Raw genomic sequence first — 19,455 nt, forward strand, 5'->3', positions numbered from 1 at the left:
CTTTTGTGGTATTGATTACGCCTCGGCGCGCTCTGGCATTTGCATGTATCGACGTCGATACGACATGAGCATGGTGATACTCATTAATGCCGTTAACGCTTCTGCAAAGACGATGCTTGCCCAAATTCCGTTCTCTGGAAACAAGTATGGAAGCAGCATTACACCCAACGCAACGAAGACAAACCCACGACCCAATGATATCAACGTCGCCTGTTTTGGCTTAGCAATCGCTTGGAATAAGTTCGCAATCACTAGGTTTAGCCCCATTAATGGAACACCTAAGAAGAATAGGCTTAGCGCCGTTGAAGAGAGCGCAATCAAGCCCGTCGCCTCACCGAGATACCACTGTGCAATCTGAGGAGAAAATACCCAAACCAGCACCAAGAATACTGCACCGCTACCAATGGCCGTTTTTAACCCTAGAGTCAGTGTTTGCTCAATACGTTGGATCTGATTCGCACCATGGTTGAAGCTCATGATTGGCTGACAAGCCTGTGCAATACCGACCATCACGAACAAGGCCAAAACCCCGACATTAGTCGTCAAACCGTAGGCTATGATGTGGCTCTCTCCAAACTGGGTCAATAACACATAGTTAAACAGCAGTATGGTCAGTGCAGACGTCAGTTCAATAAAAAACGTTGGCGCACCAATCGCGATTATCTCACGGCTTTTACTTAAACCAATGCCCTTGAAACTCAACTCTAACATACCCTTCTTGCGCACAAAGTGAGTCAGGAGAATTGAGATGATCACCACTTGAGCTATAGCCGTTGCCATCGCAGCCCCTTTCATACCCATACCCATCTCGATAATGAAAAGGTAATCAAACGCTAGGTTGGTAATCGCGCCAATCGACATCGCATAGGTCGCTAAGCGTGGATTGGTATCATTACGCACAAAACATGATAGAACCCAAGCGATTGAATAGATGACAAAAAATGGCAATAGCACGGCCAAATACTCATGAGCCAGTTCCGCCATGTAGCCTGTTGCACCCATCAAGGCAATCAGCTCATCGAGCCAGATAATCGCTGCCGTTACACTTATCGAGGACAGAATCGTCACCAAGAGCATCGATTGGCTAAACCACATCTGTCCCGAATCGGCATTGCCCTTGCCGATATCAATCGACATGCGTGCAGCACCACCGATACCGATCATCATCGCAATAGCGGTAAAAATGGAAAATGGAGGAATGATGAGTGCGATCGCCCCTAACCCATCAGGCCCTATCCCCTGACCAATAAACATCGCATCGCCCATAATAAATAGCGACTTGATGATCATGCCTGTCAGAGCTGGCCATAAATATTGGTAGAAGGATTTAGAAATCGGATCCGTTTTTAGATTAATTGCCATAGTCGTTATGAACACCCAGAACATCGAAATTGATGGCGGGTATTATCATCACACGAACGAGCTGATTAAAGGGATTATCTGCTTATAGTGTTGCACTATCTAAACATCTCACTCTAAATTGAGCAGGAGACTCTTTCATATGTTTACGGTAGAAGCGGCTAAAATAGGCCTGATCGGCAAAACCCAATTCATACGCCAACGTCTTGATTGTCTTATCTGAAAAAGCAAGATCGCGGTTTGCTTCAAGTATTACTCGATCATGGATTAACTGAGTGACCGTTTTACCGAGTTGGCCTTTCACGATCTCATTAATGCGCTTGGTGGTGAGAGCTAAAGCGTCTGCGTAGAACTGACTGTTTTTTTCGTTTCGGTAGTGAAGTTCAATCAATTCAATCACTTTACCAACTCGGGGATCACGCTCTTCCCCTTTTAGCGAAATGTTACTGGCAAAGCGCATCATGTAACGTAAGAAGCAGTTGATCAAAGACTCCACCAGCGGCCAGTCACAATCTTCTCGAGCACATTCTTCTTGAATCATTTTGAACACTGGCAACAGGTATTCATCAGCCTCTGGATCACAATCAATATAGGGAGGTCTGGCGTTTCTGGTCGCAAAGACAGTATCGACCAGTTGAGTGCTGCGTTTATTGGTTTCAACAAAACCGTGAGCAAAAACCAACAAACGGACCGCGCTACTTTGTTCATCCGAGCAATGAACTTGACCGGGCGCCACCGTGAACAAGCGCCCAACTTTGTTCTGATACTCCACGAAGTCAATCTGCTGTGTACCTTGATCATTCAGGCACCAAATCACCTCCCAATATTCATGGCGATGTGGCTCTATATAGGGTTCGCTTTGCTCAATAGGGCTATCAATGGCTTTGCAAGGCTCGCCCAAAATTAACTTAACCGACTTGATCGACTGCTTCATGGGTTACTCTTTTTCGATTACCTACATCAAAGGTAATTTCACTTAAAAAAAAGTCCATATCAAACAGAGATACGGACTTTTATATTCAATGTTGTTTATCACCAGACAAACGGATGTTTAGAATAAAGCTACAAACCAATCTCTTCCGTCAGGTCTTTGATCTGTTGAAGGTCCATTCTGTGAACTTCAATCATCTGTCTGATATCACTCAAGCGCGAGTTTGCCGCGTCGAGCTTGTCACACGCATCAGATTTAGCATCCCATGACGTACCTTCAAGAAAGGTATCACACTCTTTTTTAAGCGGCTTCAGGTTGGGCTCTAGCTTATCGCGTTCTGCTTCAAGCTTTTCCAACGACTGGGTAATTTGCAGCTCCTTACGAAACAGTTCACGAGAACGCTCGAACATAGTGGACTGCATATCCGCTTGACGATTAAGCTTTTGATTATTCTGTTCAGACTGGTCAAGCGCAACTTTCTGTTCGTTAAGTTGTTGTTCTAACGAGTAGTTCGCCTTTTCTAATACTGCAGTCTGCTTGGATAGCTCATCCAGCTCTTTTTGGTGTGCCTGTGCTTGCTCTTGAAGTGCAGCTTCAACCTGACTACCGATCTCTGAATCGACTTTCGCCACTTTCGCTTCAACTTGGGTCACAAGCTGCTGCTTGCTGCTATTCAATTCTTGGTAACGAGCTTCTAGAACTTGATAGGTCGATTCCCACTTAGACGCCGTCACTGAAGAGCCAATCAAGCCACCAAGGGCCAAGCCAATCACCGCCGCTATACCAATATATAACTGGCTTCGCTTATCGCGCTCTTCAATTACAACCACTTCATCTTGTTCATTTTGCCCAGAATGTTGGCTCACAAGGGTACTCCCATTCGTTTACGTTACGCCGTCACCACTAGTCTAGCAACAACAGGTGATAGATTTATTTCACTCATATACTTTGTTATCAAGCCCTATCCCTGAGTGTTAGCGCGTCAACTCCGAGAACATTAAGCTCGCGGTATACAACAAAAAACTACTTACGATGACAATCACTACGCTTTTCTGCACTTTTTCGTTGGTTCGATAACGAAACAGCACAAATGCCAAGGCTAATAAAAAAACAATCGCAATCAGTCGAGTCATAACTCCTCCTTGTTTCTCTATTTTATACCATTTAAATAAGCAAGTTACGTCAGAGTCGCGTTGTTTGATCATTTAGTTGAACAAGATTTGTGCAAACAGATATTTTGCTGCTGACATCACAGTTTTTCTGATCTAGGATACGCCTACAGATTACCTAATTAATTAGGTAATTGTTCCGATGAAGACTGCAGGAGAGTGGTTATTAACTAAATATTAACATTTAGTTAGATTGACCCGCCGAAGAAGTAAATCTTTCAGGTGCTTTATACTGATGAAAATCAGAAAAGCGAGGACTGTCGTTGGAGGAACCTCTGGAGAGAACCGTTAGATCGGTCGCCGAAGGAGCAAGCTTAGAGACCAAAACTTCTCAGTAAGTTTTTCGCTAAGTGAAACTCTCAGGCAAAAGGACAGAGGAGTGGAAAGCAACAACCTTAATTCAGAACACTAACTACAGTACTAATGTATTAAGTGGTGCGATCGTGATCGATTAGCACTGCCCTTTCACTCTTCTCCTTAAATTTTTATTTATTAAGGGGAATCTATGAACTACCTACAAGAAACATTACAAACCATCAACCAACTTGTTTGGGGACCACCGCTTCTTATTTTATTAGTCGGTACGGGTATCTACTTTACCTTTCGCTTAGGCCTACTCCAGTTTAGACACCTACCGACCGCACTGAAAATGGTGTTTTCCAAAGACAAATCAGGCAATGGTGATGTTTCTAGTTTCGCTGCTTTGTGTACTGCACTTTCTGCCACTATTGGTACGGGTAACATCGTCGGTGTTGCAACGGCCATTAAATTAGGTGGTCCGGGTGCCCTATTCTGGATGTGGCTCGCGGCTGTATTCGGCATGGCAACCAAATACGCAGAGTGTCTACTGGCGGTAAAATACCGTAAAACAGACAGCAAAGGCGAAATGGTCGGTGGACCAATGTACTACTTGCAATACGGTGTTGGCTCTCGAATTCTAGCAGTGCTGTTCGCTCTATTTGCTTTGGGTGTGGCGTGCTTCGGTATCGGTACCTTCCCGCAAGTAAATGCGATTCTAGACGCTACGGAAATCTCGTTTGGCGCATCACGTGAGTTATCAGCTGTTGTATTGACCTTGCTTGTTGCTGTGGTGACTTTAGGTGGTATCCAATCCATCGCTAAGGTTGCAGGAAAAGTCGTACCTACAATGGCGGTTATGTACATCGTCGCGTGTATGAGCGTGCTGGTGACAAATGCGGATCAACTGCTTGATGCGATTAGCTTAGTGATTACCTCAGCATTCACTAACACGGCTGCAACCGGTGGTTTCTTGGGTGCAAGCATCATGCTCGCTATTCAATCGGGTATTGCGCGTGGCGTATTCTCGAATGAATCAGGTCTAGGTAGTGCTCCAATGGCCGCCGCAGCAGCAAAGACTGACTCGTGTGTTAAGCAAGGTCTTATCTCTATGACAGGTACCTTCTTTGACACCATCATCATCTGTACCATGACAGGTCTTGCGTTAATCTTAACGGGTGCTTGGCAGACTGACCTATCAGGTGCTGCGATGACGACTCATGCGTTTGCCGTTGGCTTGAATGCAGACACGCTAGGTCCAATGCTGGTGTCGGTTGGTCTTATCTTCTTTGCCTTTACCACTATTTTAGGTTGGAACTACTACGGTGAGCGCTGTGTGGTGTTCTTGTTTGGCACCCAAGCGGTACTTCCATACAAGATCATCTTTATCGCACTTGTGGCTTCGGGCGCGTTCTTAAAACTGGATATGATTTGGTTACTGGCGGATATTGTGAATGGCTTAATGGCGATTCCAAACCTAATTGGTTTGATCCTTCTGCGTCACGTAGTGATTGAAGAGACCAAACAGTTCTTTAGCCAAATGACTTCTAAGGGACAATCAACAGAGACTCGCACCACATCGGTGGCTTGATCTTTGAAACGAACGTTGAAAGAGACAATCGTTGAAATAGACTAGCTTTGAATTGGACAGGTTTTGATAGAGCGAGCTTTATCAACCGCTAGATTTGACGTATAAAAAAGCCGAAGTGAAATACTTCGGCTTTCTTATATCTATACACTGTTAAACCAGACTAACTAAGCTGTCGGTGTTGGTGGCTCTTCTAACATTAGTTTGATACCTAACGAAATCAGCACGGCACCCGTTACGCCTTCCATCCAACCAATCACTTTAGGGCTTTTGAATAGCTGTTTGGCTGAGCCGACCGCACCCGCGATGCCACACTGCCAAACCATCGCGATCACAAAGTGAATACCCGCCATAAGCATCGACTGCATAAATGGTGAACCTTGTGGGTCAATAAACTGTGGCAAGAACGCAAGATAGAAAACCGCCGTTTTAGGGTTCAGCACATTGGAAAGAAACCCTTCTCTCAATGAGCGTGATGCTCGCAAGGTCTCATGTTTGGCGTCAGATACTTCAAAGCCAGCATTGCCTTTCCAAACACCATAAAGGCTCGATGCACCAAGCCAAATCAGGTAAGCGGCACCAATAAACTTCACCGTTTGAAACAGCTCCGCCGATTGAAGCAGAATCGCTGAGATACCGATGGCAGAAAATGTCGCGTGGACAAACAAGCCCAAGCACACGCCTAAACTCGTCACCGCACCGTCTCTCATTCCTGACCGCGTGGTATTTCGAATCACCAGTGCCGTGTCTAGCCCCGGGGTAAGCGTCAATATGGTGATCGCCACCAGAAAGGCTTCAAAATTAAGAATCATAACCGCATCCTTGCTCAATAAGGTCTTCGCATGCTCTAGGTAATCAAACCACCACCAAGCATCAATGTGTGGTGCAGATTAACTCAATTTACCTGTCGTTGTTAAGCTTTGTGTTATGGATCTATACCGTTTTATAAATACAAAGAACAGTGTTTCGAACGCTGACACCTCTTGCTGATTTACAATTTATTTACAACCAAGGTCGCTTTGTCGAACAAACCTATTGGTCACTGTGGCGTAGGTTGATAAACTATTTCTTTTATTCTCAGGGAATTATGATGAGCGCATTCAAAAAACTGGTTGAACATTCTCAAAAATGTTCACGCTTCCAACATTTATCTGCAATCTGTGGCTGGGACGCCGCATCAATGATGCCTTCTGGTGGTAACCAAGCTCGTAGTGAAGCAATGGCCGAGCTGTCGGTTCACATTCACGGTCTAATGACACAGCCACAACTTGCCGATTGGATCGCAGATGCTGAGAATGAAAATCTAAACACAGAACAGCAATCATCACTGCGTGAAATTAAAAGACAGTGGCAACAAGCTAACCTACTCCCTGAAAAACTGGTTCAAGCCAAATCTTTGGCTGGTTCGAAGTGTGAGCATGCTTGGCGCACACAACGCGGTGAAAATGACTGGGTCGGTTTTGAGAAGAACTGGCGTGAAGTGGTTGAGCTTTCACGCGAAGAGGCACAAATCCGTGCTGACGCTGCAGGCCTAACGCCTTACGATGCCATGCTAGACATCTACGAACCGGGCACCAACTCTGCTTCTCTCGATGCGCTATTCAGTGACGTGAAAACATGGCTACCGGGCCTAATTGATCAAGTGATCGATAAGCAATCTAATGAACAATTAATCGTACCTGCGGGCAACTACCCAACAGAGAAGCAAAAAGCCCTCGGCCTTGAAGTGATGAAGCTGCTTAAATTCGATTTCGAACATGGTCGACTGGATGAAAGTGTTCACCCATTCTGTGGTGGTGTACCTTCGGACGTGCGTATTACCACGCGTTACGATGAATCTGAGTTTGTACAATCGCTAATGGGTATTGTTCATGAAACTGGCCACGCACGCTACGAACAAGGGCTACCAAAATCACTTGCAGGCACCCCAGCAGGTGAAGCGCGCTCTATGGGTATTCACGAGTCTCAATCTCTATTTTTTGAGATGCAAGTTGGCCGCAGTGATGCCTTCATCGCCCACTTAGCGCGCATGGCGGGGAATCAATTCACTGGCCCAGAGTTTGAGCAAGAGAACTTTAAGAAGATCTACACACGTGTGAAGAAAGACTTCATCCGTGTCGACGCTGACGAGCTTACCTACCCTGCGCACGTTATCTTGCGTTACGAGATTGAGCGTGACTTGATCAATGGCGACATCAAACATACCGATGTACCAGAGCTTTGGAGCCAAAAGATGCAAGATTACCTAGGGCTAAGCACTCAAGGTAACTTCACTAATGGCTGTATGCAGGATATTCACTGGACAGACGGCGCATTTGGTTACTTCCCGAGCTATACATTGGGCGCAATGTACGCGGCACAATTCATGGCAGCGATGAAGCAAACCGTCGACGTCGATCAAGTGATTCAATCTGGCGATCTAAGCCCTATCTTTAACTGGCTTGAGAGCAATATCTGGAGCAAAGGTAGCCTACTGACCACCGATGAGTTGGTGAAAGGCGCGACGGGTGAAACACTGAACGCGAAGTTCTTCCAAGATCACCTAAAAGCTCGCTACCTATAACCCTGTAGCTAAAACAATATCGAGCAGCGTGGACCAGCGCTGCTCTCTTTCCCTTCCCAAGGAAACCGACCATGGAATGGATACTCTTCACTGTGCTTGCCGCTTCTAGCCAAGCATGGAGAAACGCTTTTCAAAGCCGACTAAGCAAAACCTTGAATGTCTCTGGGGTAACGCTCGCGCGCTTTTTGTGGGCAAGCCCACTCGCCCTAATTTACCTGTTTTGTCTGTATCAGTATCAAGATGCGCCAATGCCTACATTCTCTGGGCACTCTTACTTTTTTCTTGCGGGTGCTTCGGTGATGCAAATCATCGCGACTGGCTTGATGGTGGTGCTGTTTAAGCAGCGTAACTTTGCTATTGGTGCCGGGTTAGCAAAAAGTGAAGCTCCCGTTTCCGCTGTACTTGGGATACTGTTTTTCGGCACCTCGTTGACAGTACTTGGTTGGGTAGGTGTCGCTTTTGGTATGGTCGCGGTATTTCTACTTAGTTGTGCCAATGGCGTGCGCAGTGTGTCACTAAAAACAGCCTCAATTGGTCTGGCGTGTTGTACTGCCTTCGCCCTCACCTCGCTTTGGATTCGTGAAGCCAGCTTGAGCTTCAACTTACCGTTTCCACACAGCGCCGCTTGGGTACTGTTTATCGTTATTCTTACTCAGACCATTCTCTTGTTGAGCTATTTGATCATTAAAGATCGCGCAACGCTAAGGCTGATGTTTACCAAACCTAAGCTGGTGATCATGACCAGTATTGCAAGCTTTATCGGGTCTCTTGGATGGTTTAGTGCGATGTCGCTACAGGCAGTTCCGTACGTCAAAACGCTGGGACAAATTGAAGTTTTCTTTACCATGCTGATTTCGATATTCTGGCTGAAAGAGCCGGTCAAAAACAAAGACATGCTGGCGCTATTCTTCATTGCGATTGCCGCTATTTTGGTGATGTGGCAGTAACACAGCCCATCGCTTGCCTAGAAATTTGAGCAGAGTGTTTCTTAGGGTTTATCTTGTAGATTTTAAGAAACACTCACGCATCTATCTAATGATCGAGTGAGTCGGGGTGAATTAAGGCGCTCTTCCATTCATCAATCAACACCTCTCTTTTTAACTCATCTGTCATCACCAACAATCGAAGCCCAAGTGGAATACTTCGAATTGGCCCGTGCTCTTGCTGGAAAAAGAACGTATCACTATTGTTAGCGACAACCTTAGTGCGGATTGGAGATAAGCTGGACGTATCGGCAAGCAATTGCTGCCCGCTCATCGAGAGCAGAAAATCAATGTAACGGCGAGCGGCATAAGGATTCTTGGCGTCTTTATTGATAAAGGCTGTGCGCATGATGGCCGTTGTATAGTCCGTTGGCAGCAGGAGTTTGACGTCAGGATTCTTATGCGTCGCGCTATTGGCATAAGTGCCTAACACATTGTATGCAAAAGCGATATCACCACGATTGAGCGACTCTAACATATCTTTACTGCTGGAATACAACCTGACGTTATGCACACCAAAGGATTCTAGAATACGACCATAGCTCGCTGTTTGTTGGCTGTCGTATGACCATAGAAGGTAACCAACACCGACACTGTCGATATCAAAGGTGCCAATCAAACCATCCATGTTGTCGCTATGCTCTCGTATAAACTCCAACATATCGGCGCGAGTTTCTAACTCTAGCTCTTCTTCATAGGCAATGCGTTTCAAGAGCTTATGATTGTATGCGATCACAGCAGGCTCATAGGTGAAGGCAAAAATTTCATCACGCCACTTGGCTCGCTTGGGCAAGCTTTGCGTTTCAAGGGACACATGAGGTTGCGCGTAACCATCGTTAATTAGCTTCACCTGTAGATCCATTGCCGAACTTGCAATAACGTCTGCATCAGCAAAATCACCGCTCACCATACCTTGGTAAAGCTCGATGGTGCTGGATTCGATATAAGTCAACTCGATGTTGGGGTTTCTTCGTCGAAACTCGGTGAGAAAAGGTTCAATTTCACGAATATCGACCGCCCCTCGAACCAGTAACTCACTGTTTTTAAGCCTCTGTTTAACGCTAGGCGCTGCGGTGGCTGGAAGCGACCAAACCGCCACCAAAGAAAGCATTAACCATGACTTTATTCCACCCAGCCTCATTGTGTACTCCTTTCGATTGTCGGAAAAACAAACTTCACGATGAGTCCCTGCGGTTTATTGTCGAGTAGCTCCAATTCCGCTTGGTGAAAATCGGCGATCTCTTTGACGATAGCAAGCCCGAGGCCAGTTCCTGAGCGCGGATTGGTTGGGCTGCGATAAAACCGCTCAAATACATGTTCTTTCTCCTCATCTTCAATTCCGACACCGAGATCCCTCACCAGCAACATCACCTTGTTGGGTGTCTCAAGCTCATGCAACTCTATATCAATCGCGTCGCCACGCTTGCTGTGTTTAATGGCGTTTTCCAGCACGTTGCGAAGCATTTGCGAAAGTACAAATTCGTCACCATATACGGTCGCTTTTACAGAGCCGATGTAACCAATGTCTACGCCATTCTGCAGCGCCGATAACACGACCTCTCGACACACCTTTTTTGCCAGCTCATCCAATTCGACCGCTTCAAATTGCTGGCTCTGCATGCGATGAGAAAGTGATGCCCGTTCTAGTAGCTTATCGATTGTGCAGCCAAGCATGTCGCAAGACTCCAATACCCGCTGCAGCTGTGCTTCTCTTAGTTTATCGTCTGGTTCTGTAAGGGCATTTTCGGTCTGAGAACGCATACCTGCCAATGGTGTTCTCAATTGATGGGCAGCTTCACTGGTGAAATTCTTTAAGCGATCCAAACTGTTATCAAGCTGCGCCATAAATCGATTGATACTCCCTACCAGAGGAACAATTTCGGCGGGCACTTCATGCTTGATGGGCGTAAGATCGGATGAAGTACGCCTTGCGATACTGCGGTTGAGTCGATTGATTGGCTGCAGTGTCTTCCAGATACCCAGTAAAACCAGAAAGAAACCGGCACAAATAAAAGGAAAAACCAGCTGGATGGCGTTGAGAGTAATATCGACAGCAAATGCTTCTCTGGCTCGCTTAGTCTGCCCTATCACTATGGTGATCAATCCAGAATAATTCGTCTCTGTCAGCAGCTTTCCGTAAGCGATAAAACGCACCTCTTCGCCGCTGTAAATGGCATCATAAAATAGTGCTTCTGGGGTTGTAGAAGCCGTTGAGGGTGAAGAAACCCACTCGTCAGATAAAGGTAAATCTTGATAGCCAGTAAGATGAACCCCATGCATGTCGATGATTTGATAAAAGGCACGATCATTCTCTGCTAAAGACAGAGTTTCAAACACAGACCAAGGAAGATCAACGGCGATCTTGTGCTCTTGAAGACTGATGTTTTCTGAGATCTGAAGCGCTGCGCCCGTTAAAAACTGGTCAAAGGAGCTGTTGGCGGTGTGCTTCCCGTAGTTATCCGCAAGTATGTAAACCACGGTGCCCATGGTGATAAGTAAAACAACGGACAACATCACGAACTGACTTCGTATCGAGCGCTTACCTTTGGGCTTCATGATACCCCTCTAGTAAATACCCTAGCCCTCTTAGAGTCCGAATCTCAATGTCGCTCTGCTGCAGTTTCTTGCGCAGTCGACCCACATAGAGTTCCACGGCATTCGGGCTTGGCGCTTCGTCAAAATTGCATAATCTATCGAGCAACTCATCTTTGCTCATCACCTTGCCGGTATTGGTCAGAAAAATCTCAAGCAAGCGAAACTCTCGCTGTTTGATATCCACAGTCTGGTCATCGATGGAAACAGAACAAGCGTTGCGATCTAAACTAAGGTTGCCATAGCGAATCACATTCTCCGCCTGACCACGAAATCGTCTCAGTAGTGCTCGACAGCGCGCCTCCAACTCACCGAAATCGAATGGCTTGGTTAAGTAATCATCGGCTCCCAAATCAAGTAACTCAATTCTGTCTTCCACTTGCCCGCGAGCCGTCAGTACCAACACAGGCGTAGACGTACCTCGTTTACGCGCCTTTTTCAGCACTTGCTCGCCGTTCATTTTGGGGAGGTTTAAATCTAGGATAATAAAGTCATATTCCTGATGCTGTAATATCGCATCAGCTTCGCCTCCATTTTGCGCCAGATCGACACCATGTCCCTGCCTTTGGATCCGTTGAACAATCGCTTCACCCAACACTTCATCATCTTCTACGACCAGAATTCTCATAAACATCCCTATTTATAAATCCAACAACTTACTCTAAATCATTTTTGTCACCTTTCCGCACGATCCTCGATAAAAAGTCCTATTTTGTGATTTCTGCACGACAGGTTTGTGACAGGCTTGCTCGCTATGATCACTTCGAAAAGCCTATAAAAACAATCAAATTTGGGTGGACTATGAAGAACAAACATTACGATGTCGTTGTTGTTGGCGGTGGCAATGCAGCCCTTTGCGCCGCGATGACTGCAGCAGAATCTGGAGCAAGCGTGATCATTTTGGAAGGCGCACCAAAACCTTATCGCGGAGGTAACTCTCGTCATACGCGCAATTTTCGCTGCATGCACTCTGACCCTATGGATGTGCTTACCGATACCTACAGCGAAGACGAATTTTTCGATGATTTAATGAAGGTCACCAAGGGCAAAACCGACGAAAACCTCGCACGCTTGGTGATTCGAAATACCAAAGAGTGTTACCGCTGGATGGAACAGCGAGGTGTGCGTTTTCAGCCATCGTTGTCGGGCACACTTTCACTTTCTCGTACAAACGCCTTTTTCATGGGTGGCGGTAAGTCCTTAGTCAATGCCTACTATCGAACGGCTGAACAGCTTGGCGTTGATATTCTGTACGAAGCGCAAGTGACGCACTTAGAGGTCACAGACCAAACCATTACCCAAGTTGAATTTAGCCATCAAGGCTCAGTAAAGCGCCTGTCGCCAAACAGTGTTGTGGTTGCTTCTGGCGGTTTCCAAGCCGACCGCGACTGGTTGGTTGATGCATGGGGACCTTCGGCTCAAAATTTCCTGATTCGTGGCACGCCCTATAACCGAGGCGTTGTACTCAAGAACTTACTCGATCAAGGAGCTCAATCGGTTGGTGACCCAACTCAGTGCCACGCTGTTGCGATTGATGGACGCTCACCACAATACGATGGCGGTATTGTCACTCGTTTAGATTGTGTTCCCTTCTCAATAGTCGTTAATAAACATGGGCAGCGCTTCTATGATGAAGGTGAAGACGTGTGGCCCAAAAGATACGCGATTTGGGGCCGATTAGTGGCAGACCAACCGGAACAAACGGGTTATGTGATCATTGATTCTAAATCCATTGACCTGTTCATGCCGTCTGTTTTCCCACCCATCAAAGCTGACACATTGGAAGAGCTGGCGGAAAAAATGGGATTGGACGCCGCGCCACTCAACACAACAATTTCTGACTTCAATGCTGCTTGTCGCCCGGGAGATTTCCACCCTACCGAATTGGATGGCTTGGCCACCGAAGGCCTTCAACCAGCCAAAACCAACTGGGCAAGACCTATCGACACGCCCCCTTATTATGGCTACAGCCTAAAAACAGGCGTGACCTTTACTTACCTTGGTTTAAAGGTCGATGAAAACGCACAGGTACAAAGTATCAACGATAGCCAAATCAAAAACTTGTGGGCTGCAGGAGAAACCATGGCGGGCTCCATTCTTGGTCAAGGGTATTTAGCTGGATTTGGTATGGCTATAGGGACAGTTTTTGGTCGAATTGCAGGCAAGGAGGCCGCAGATTATGCACAACGCTAGTACGGTTCAAACCATTGAAATAACCGACATCACCCCGATTCAAGAAGCACGTCGACAACTCGAAATCTGTAACGCTTGTCGCTACTGTGAAGGCTACTGCTCTGTATTCCCTGCTGTGCACGGAGAGCGCGAGTTTTCCGATGCCAGCATCTCTCAGCTCGCCAACCTTTGTCACAACTGCCGAGGATGCTTTTACGCGTGCCAATTTACTGCCCCGCATCAATTCGAATTAAATGTGCCAAAAGCACTTGCTCAAGTTCGTCAGGACTCTTGGCAACAGCATGCGTTTCCCGCAGCCCTTGCGAGTCGTTTTCATAAAAGCGGTGTAGCAATTGCGTCTTTAGTTATCGCTGCATTCGCCCTGTTCATGTTAGTCATGCAGGCCTCTCCAACTGGCTCAGACACTACATTTTACGATCTCGTTTCTCATAACGTATTGGTGGCGCTGTTTGCTCCCATGTTCCTATTCCCACTGCTTGCTGTTGCGATTAGCATCCGCAGTTATTGGACAAGTATCAATGGTCAATCCATTACGGTTTCACATGTGAAAAACGCGTTAATCAGTGCCGGAAAGATGAAGAACTTAGCCGGTGGTCATGGTCACGGGTGTAACTTTGAAGATGAAGACCGCTTCTCTCACGCAAGACGCTACTTCCACCAAGCCACCATGTGGGGATTCTTGCTCTGCTTTGCAGCCACCAGTGTTGCTACCTTGATGCACTACATTCTGAACATTCCTGCACCTTACGGGCTTTTCTCACTCCCTAAACTGTTCGGCGTTTCAGGCGGGCTCTTACTCAGCGCGGGTACTTTAGGGTTAATGGTCTTGAAAACCAAGGCAGATAAGAACCTAGGTGATGTTCGAGTATGGGGTGGCGAAATGGCATTTATTGCACTGTTATTCGCCGTGAGCACAACTGGATTACTGCTTTGGATACTCGGCGATACCAGCTTTTTGCCTTTCATGCTTGCTATTCACTTAGCGAGTGTCGCCGCTCTATTCTTATTAATGCCTTACAGCAAAATGGTGCATGGTTTCTTCAGACTAGCAGCTTTGATTCGTAACGAGCAGTAGTTTTAAAATCAACAAATTCTACCAACCCCGACTTCTATTGATGTCGGGGTCATTCGGTTTTCAGGGATTAAATATTCATAATAATCATAAAGTTAAATATAAAATAAGTTCAATTCTCTCACTCAAAACTATCTCGCGACAGGTCGATGACAGGCTAGCCCCTTAACGTTAACTCATGGTCAAAATGCGAACGCGTTTCTTCATCTGATTTCCATTGATGACCTTCACAACTCCAATAATTGAGATAACAAGAGGTAGTGACATGAGCAATTCCAAACAACGAACCACCCTCAGAAAGCTTGTTCGACCAATAACACTAGGCTTAACAATGGCGTTCGCCACACTATCGAGCGTCGCCATAGCTGAGGAGGTAAACCTCGAAGGGAAACGTGTTGAATGGATCGTTCCGTTTAAAGAAGGTGGCGGCTCGGATACTTGGGCTAGATTCTACGCGCCAATGCTCTCTAAACACCTACCCGGTGAACCTACTGTGGTGATCAAGAACGTTCCCGGTGGTGGTTCAACGAAAGGGGCGAACCAATTTCAAAGACGCGCCAAAACTAATGGCCTGAATGTATTAGGCACATCAGGATCGACGCAGCTCCCATACCTATTAGGCGATCGACGTGTTGCTTATGAATACAAAGACTGGAACCCAGTGCTGGCGACCCCAACAGGCGGCGTATTCTACGTAAGCAAAGACCTAGGGATTAACTCAGCGCAAGAACTGGTCAAGCTAAGAGGAAAAGAGCTTAAATACGCGAGCCAAGGGGCAACATCCCTCGACTTAGTACCACTACTCGCTTTGGATATCTTAGATATTCCAGTACAAGCGATCTTCGGCATGAGTGGTCGAGGTGCAGGCCGCTTAGCCTTTGAGCGTGGAGAAGTGAATACCGACTACCAAACGACAGCGGCTTACATCAAAAAAGTACTACCACTGGTGGAAGAAGGAAAAGCCATTCCAATTATGTCTTGGGGTGTCATGAACGCCAATGGCGAGCTGCAACGTGATCCAACCTTCCCAGACCTTCCCCACTTCGCAGAAGTTTATGAAATGATCCACGGACAGAAACCGCAAGGCACAGAGTTTAATGTATGGCGCTCTTTCTTTGTTGCAGGGTTCGCCGCGCAAAAAGGCATCTTCTTACCAAAAGATACACCGGAAGAGATCGTCCAAGCATGGCGTAAAGCAGCCCAAGAAGTGGTTGAATCTGAAGAATTCAAAACACGCTCTCCACAAATCCTCGGTAGCTACCCACAAGCGGTAAACGAAAACGCTGAAAACGCATTTCGCATGGCGTTGAACATTTCAGAACAAGACCAGCAATGGATTCGAAACTGGCTAACGCAAAACTACAACGTTCGCTTCTAAACATTCGCTTCTAAACACGCGCTTCTGACTGAAGCCCACTGCTACTTCAGGCAGCCTCCGATATAACGGGCTGCCTTCTCTCCGCTAAATCCTACTTGAAAACGCCCTCTTAACCTCATTGACAAACATCAGCAGTATCTTTGACAATGCTCGCATCCAGTAAAAGCGAGTTTAAAATGAATCAAATCGAGAAGATCTACTTGGCCGGTGGTTGCTTGTGGGGCGTGCAAGAGTTTATTAAATACGTACCCGGCGTTAAAGACACCAAAGCAGGTCGCGCTAATGGCACCAATCCAACCACCCAAGGTGAATACGATGGGTATGCTGAATGCGTAGAAGTTGAGTTTGATTCCACCAAAGTCACCGTTGAAACGCTTATCCAACACCTGTTTGAGATTATCGACCCATATAGCCTCAACAAGCAGGGAAATGACGTTGGCGAAAAGTACCGAACCGGTATCTACAGTGAAAACCCAACCCACCTCGAACAAGCCAAACACTTCATTTCAGCACGAGATGATGCTGAACAAGTCACTCTAGAGGTTTTGCCTCTTACTCATTTTGTGCCGAGCGACGACATCCACCAGCATCACCTTTCACTCCACCCAGAGAATCACCACCTGTGTCATATTCCATGGGATCTACTACACAAGTACAAAGCGAAATAGTAGCCTCTTTTATTGTTGGTCATAGCGCCAGTTAGGCTAACACACGTTGCAATGATCACACTGAACACTAATATTCTTCGGCAAAATCTGTTGGGATGTTGTCTTTCTGCGTCATCCTTCTATCTCAACTAAATTCTCAAATTGAGAATCCTCGAACAAGACTTCACACTAAAACAAACAATAAAATTTATATAAAACGCTAAAAAAACGCCATTCTAGCTAGTTGATTTAAAGTAATTTAAACAGGTTGCATAATAATTAGCGCCTGTCTGTGCCTTGAATCCACAAGTCCAATCAACAATACTTTTTCCTAATTTGATTGTCATTTTGACGTATCGCTTTTTGCTCAATTTTTGCTGGAATTGTGGGAATGATGAAAACTATATTAACAGTCTCGCTATGGGCTATCTCGCTCAACGCGCTTTCAACTGAGTTTCCTTCTGCAGGTGCTGCTTTTATTCTTCCAGGGCAACATGAATCTACAACCAATCACAACGGAGATGCTCTAACAGCCCAACAGGTCATCGATTGGGAGCTGGACAACAGCGACATTGTTTTTGGCTCTTACGGGCAAGCCAGCGACAATGCACAAACCAACACCTTGGGTTACATGTACAATCAAAAACTCGAAGTGAATTCGAGTTGGGTTGAAGATGAACTGCGAAATTATGCCGAGGCCAACGGCCTAAACTATGAAGACTTCTTCCTTCACTTTTCCGAAGACACTGTGATTGCCGAAGTGGATGCAACGCACGGTGAAAATACCATTCTCAACAGAAAGCCCATGATTGTCGGTTACACCGTCAACCAATCACACGCAGGCTTCTGGCTTTACCAACAACCACCTTGGGATGCTGATGTCTTTGAACATTCTGACAATGACGGTGCACTTTACGTCTATCACTCCGAACGCTTTGACCGTTTAACACTGAAGTTTTCTCAGTTTGCAACGGGCGGCAGTTTCTCTATCGAATACCCAAGTGCTATCGACGAACGTGGTCAAGTCACCAACTGGCAGAACATTCAAATCAAGAAAGACAAAACCCTCAACATGACCAAAAACCAAACAGTGATTTGGCATATGCCGGATGATTGGAAGCGAGCCACTACGCACGATGGCAGTGGTGCCAGTTATGGTGGAGGCCAATACTTTGGGTCTGAATACCTAAGAGACGGTGGTCGTCTTTACGCAGTACGTATTCGTTGGAACGACGCTGAGTACCGCCCACGCTTGAAAGAGATCAAACTCAAAAATTCATTCCCAACGGTGAAACTGACTGACGCAGCAGAGACAACACCAGATGGAAGAGCAATAGAGAGATGGCGTAAGATCAGAGGCTTTGATCACGCTGCCGATCTCAATAACGATAACTATCTATCTAACTCTGAATACAAGGCCCGTACAAACAAAAATGCGACCGCACGCTTTCGTTGGGAATCGCGCGTGATCCCGTTCGGCCGAATGTGGAATCAGGCCTCTTCTTGGGCATTAACAAATTTAGCTAACAACGACTATCAAGACGCAATGTCTGCCTATCACGCCAATAACTGGGCTGAACAGGGTCTTAATGGGGCTTACAACGATGACACTAACAAGTTACTTGGCAACAATCAGTTCTATGTTCACTCTGGCGGTAATATTGACGAGCTTCAAGCGGTAGCTGGCTCTAATGAAGCAGACACGCTTTACAAGCAGCAGTTTTCTGCCTTCTTAAACCATCTGGCCACCGACCAACCGGGGTCACTGATAGGACTGAATATTGGGACGGCTAATCTTTATGGTCGAAACGGACAATCGCATCTGATCGACGCCGGCTCACTATACTTACGTGAGCACTACCTGTTTCCGACCACCGGCTTTAGCGGCTACGCGGGGATTTCTAAGTTCTGGGATAACTCCGCCTTGGCACTAGCGGGGCAAAAGGTGATTTTCCAAGCGACTACACGATACGGACGCGTGCAGTATTTTGGTAACACTCAAAATAATTGGCAGCAAGACCAATATTCAGCGCTCGCGATCTATTACCTTAACCACCACACCGATCGAAGCTACTTCAATCAATGGAACAGCAGTTACCTGTATGGCAGTCACAACACCACGAGCGGTAATTACTATACCAGTGGTATCGCACAGAACATCGCGTATCAACCTACATCTCTTCTCAAAGTCGATATTGGTGCGCCCTCTGGAACAATCCCAGAAGGTCATAATGCGATACCTTTGATGCTATCGACTTCGACGCCCTATGCTGCTGACTACGCCATTGTTGGCGATAGCGCGATGAGCGAACTAGTACATCAAGATCTTCCTAACGGCATGGCCCATGTTTTACCGACTTACACTTATTTTGCATACCAATCAGAGAATCAAGTCGTGAATGGTGGACCCGAAGAGATGGTTCTGGCACGCAAATTTGATAAAGGAATGGTACTGTATCGAACCGATTTCCATGGACGAAACGCCAGTTACTTTGAGGCACCCGTCATTACTGTTCAGCTCGACCAACAGATGAGTCCGGTGGACGCGCAAGGCAACATAGGTGAACCAGTGACTGAAGTTGAAATGAGTGGTTATCAGGGGCTAATTTTGGTGAATGCTGAATAAACAGTAAATGCCAGATATTTCACCCTAAAGTACGTCGCAAATAGAAAAGCCCCTTGT

Annotated in this window: 16 protein-coding genes and 1 riboswitch; of the genes, 8 read left to right on the plus strand and 8 right to left on the minus strand. The window is 46.3% G+C overall.

Annotated elements, in window-relative coordinates; translation table 11 throughout:
• Window positions 1–15 precede the first annotated feature (15 nt).
• From KI655_RS06990 to KI655_RS07005, 4 genes are all read right to left on the minus strand, one after another.
• Complete coding sequence (locus KI655_RS06990) at window positions 16–1,362, minus strand: MATE family efflux transporter (protein WP_285403040.1); 1,347 nt, start codon at window positions 1,360–1,362, stop codon at window positions 16–18.
• A gap of 82 nt (window positions 1,363–1,444) precedes the next feature.
• Window positions 1,445–2,293 (minus strand): helix-turn-helix domain-containing protein, encoded by an 849-nt coding sequence (locus KI655_RS06995; RefSeq protein ID WP_285403042.1) that lies wholly within the window; start codon window positions 2,291–2,293, stop codon window positions 1,445–1,447.
• 128 nt (window positions 2,294–2,421) lie between these two features.
• Complete coding sequence (locus KI655_RS07000) at window positions 2,422–3,156, minus strand: chromosome partitioning protein ParA (protein WP_285403044.1); 735 nt, start codon at window positions 3,154–3,156, stop codon at window positions 2,422–2,424.
• Between the two features lie 108 nt (window positions 3,157–3,264).
• Entirely contained in the window at window positions 3,265–3,423 is a 159-nt protein-coding gene (locus KI655_RS07005) for a hypothetical protein (RefSeq protein ID WP_239840773.1), read from the minus strand.
• 301 nt (window positions 3,424–3,724) lie between these two features.
• Window positions 3,725–3,844, plus strand: a riboswitch (glycine riboswitch).
• Between the two features lie 120 nt (window positions 3,845–3,964).
• Between KI655_RS07005 and KI655_RS07010 the strand changes: the two genes are divergently transcribed.
• Window positions 3,965–5,347, plus strand: a complete 1,383-nt coding sequence (locus KI655_RS07010) for a sodium:alanine symporter family protein (RefSeq protein ID WP_285403047.1) — start codon at window positions 3,965–3,967, stop codon at window positions 5,345–5,347.
• A gap of 164 nt (window positions 5,348–5,511) precedes the next feature.
• Here KI655_RS07010 and KI655_RS07015 read toward each other — a convergent pair whose 3' ends face one another.
• Window positions 5,512–6,156, minus strand: a complete 645-nt coding sequence (locus tag KI655_RS07015; protein WP_285403048.1) for a LysE family translocator — start codon at window positions 6,154–6,156, stop codon at window positions 5,512–5,514.
• Between the two features lie 278 nt (window positions 6,157–6,434).
• On the opposite strand from KI655_RS07015, the gene KI655_RS07020 reads away from it, so the two are divergent.
• Window positions 6,435–7,907 carry a carboxypeptidase M32 gene (locus KI655_RS07020; protein WP_285403050.1) on the plus strand — a complete coding sequence of 491 codons (1,473 nt, stop codon included), beginning with the start codon at window positions 6,435–6,437 and terminating at the stop codon, window positions 7,905–7,907.
• Window positions 7,908–7,978: 71 nt separating this feature from the next.
• A complete protein-coding gene (locus tag KI655_RS07025) occupies window positions 7,979–8,854 on the plus strand; it encodes a DMT family transporter (RefSeq protein WP_285403052.1) in 876 nt (291 codons plus the stop codon).
• Between the two features lie 85 nt (window positions 8,855–8,939).
• On the opposite strand, the gene KI655_RS07030 is transcribed toward KI655_RS07025, so the two are convergent.
• Genes KI655_RS07030 through KI655_RS07040 form a run of 3 tightly spaced genes read right to left on the minus strand, consistent with a single transcriptional unit; the run spans window position 8,940 to window position 12,110 of the window.
• A complete protein-coding gene (locus KI655_RS07030; RefSeq protein ID WP_285403053.1) occupies window positions 8,940–10,031 on the minus strand; it encodes an ABC transporter substrate-binding protein in 1,092 nt (363 codons plus the stop codon).
• Window positions 10,028–11,446: a sensor histidine kinase gene (locus tag KI655_RS07035; protein WP_285403056.1), complete on the minus strand. Its 1,419-nt coding sequence runs from the start codon at window positions 11,444–11,446 to the stop codon at window positions 10,028–10,030. The genes KI655_RS07030 and KI655_RS07035 overlap by 4 nt, the downstream gene beginning before the upstream one ends.
• On the minus strand, window positions 11,430–12,110 hold the full coding sequence (locus KI655_RS07040; protein ID WP_285403058.1) for a response regulator transcription factor: 681 nt from the start codon (window positions 12,108–12,110) through the stop codon (window positions 11,430–11,432). The genes KI655_RS07035 and KI655_RS07040 overlap by 17 nt, the downstream gene beginning before the upstream one ends.
• A gap of 173 nt (window positions 12,111–12,283) precedes the next feature.
• On the opposite strand from KI655_RS07040, the gene tcuA reads away from it, so the two are divergent.
• From tcuA to KI655_RS07065, 5 genes are all read left to right on the plus strand, one after another.
• The gene (gene tcuA / locus KI655_RS07045) at window positions 12,284–13,675 is read left to right on the plus strand and encodes an FAD-dependent tricarballylate dehydrogenase TcuA (protein ID WP_285403060.1); all 1,392 of its coding nucleotides are present in this window, start codon (window positions 12,284–12,286) and stop codon (window positions 13,673–13,675) included.
• Window positions 13,662–14,750 carry a tricarballylate utilization 4Fe-4S protein TcuB gene (gene tcuB, locus KI655_RS07050; protein ID WP_285403062.1) on the plus strand — a complete coding sequence of 363 codons (1,089 nt, stop codon included), beginning with the start codon at window positions 13,662–13,664 and terminating at the stop codon, window positions 14,748–14,750. Before tcuA ends, tcuB begins: the two co-directional genes overlap by 14 nt.
• Window positions 14,751–15,012: 262 nt before the next feature.
• Window positions 15,013–16,125: a tripartite tricarboxylate transporter substrate-binding protein gene (locus KI655_RS07055; protein ID WP_285403064.1), complete on the plus strand. Its 1,113-nt coding sequence runs from the start codon at window positions 15,013–15,015 to the stop codon at window positions 16,123–16,125.
• A 185-nt stretch (window positions 16,126–16,310) separates the two neighbouring features.
• The gene (locus KI655_RS07060; RefSeq protein ID WP_285403084.1) at window positions 16,311–16,793 is read left to right on the plus strand and encodes a peptide-methionine (S)-S-oxide reductase; all 483 of its coding nucleotides are present in this window, start codon (window positions 16,311–16,313) and stop codon (window positions 16,791–16,793) included.
• Window positions 16,794–17,166: 373 nt separating this feature from the next.
• Window positions 17,167–19,398, plus strand: a complete 2,232-nt coding sequence (locus KI655_RS07065) for a hypothetical protein (protein ID WP_373417277.1) — start codon at window positions 17,167–17,169, stop codon at window positions 19,396–19,398.
• The last annotated feature ends 57 nt before the right edge of the window (window positions 19,399–19,455 follow it).

Origin of the sequence: Vibrio sp. D404a, from assembly GCF_030248535.1 — a bacterium.
In the GTDB taxonomy this organism is placed as follows: Bacteria; Pseudomonadota; Gammaproteobacteria; order Enterobacterales; family Vibrionaceae; genus Vibrio.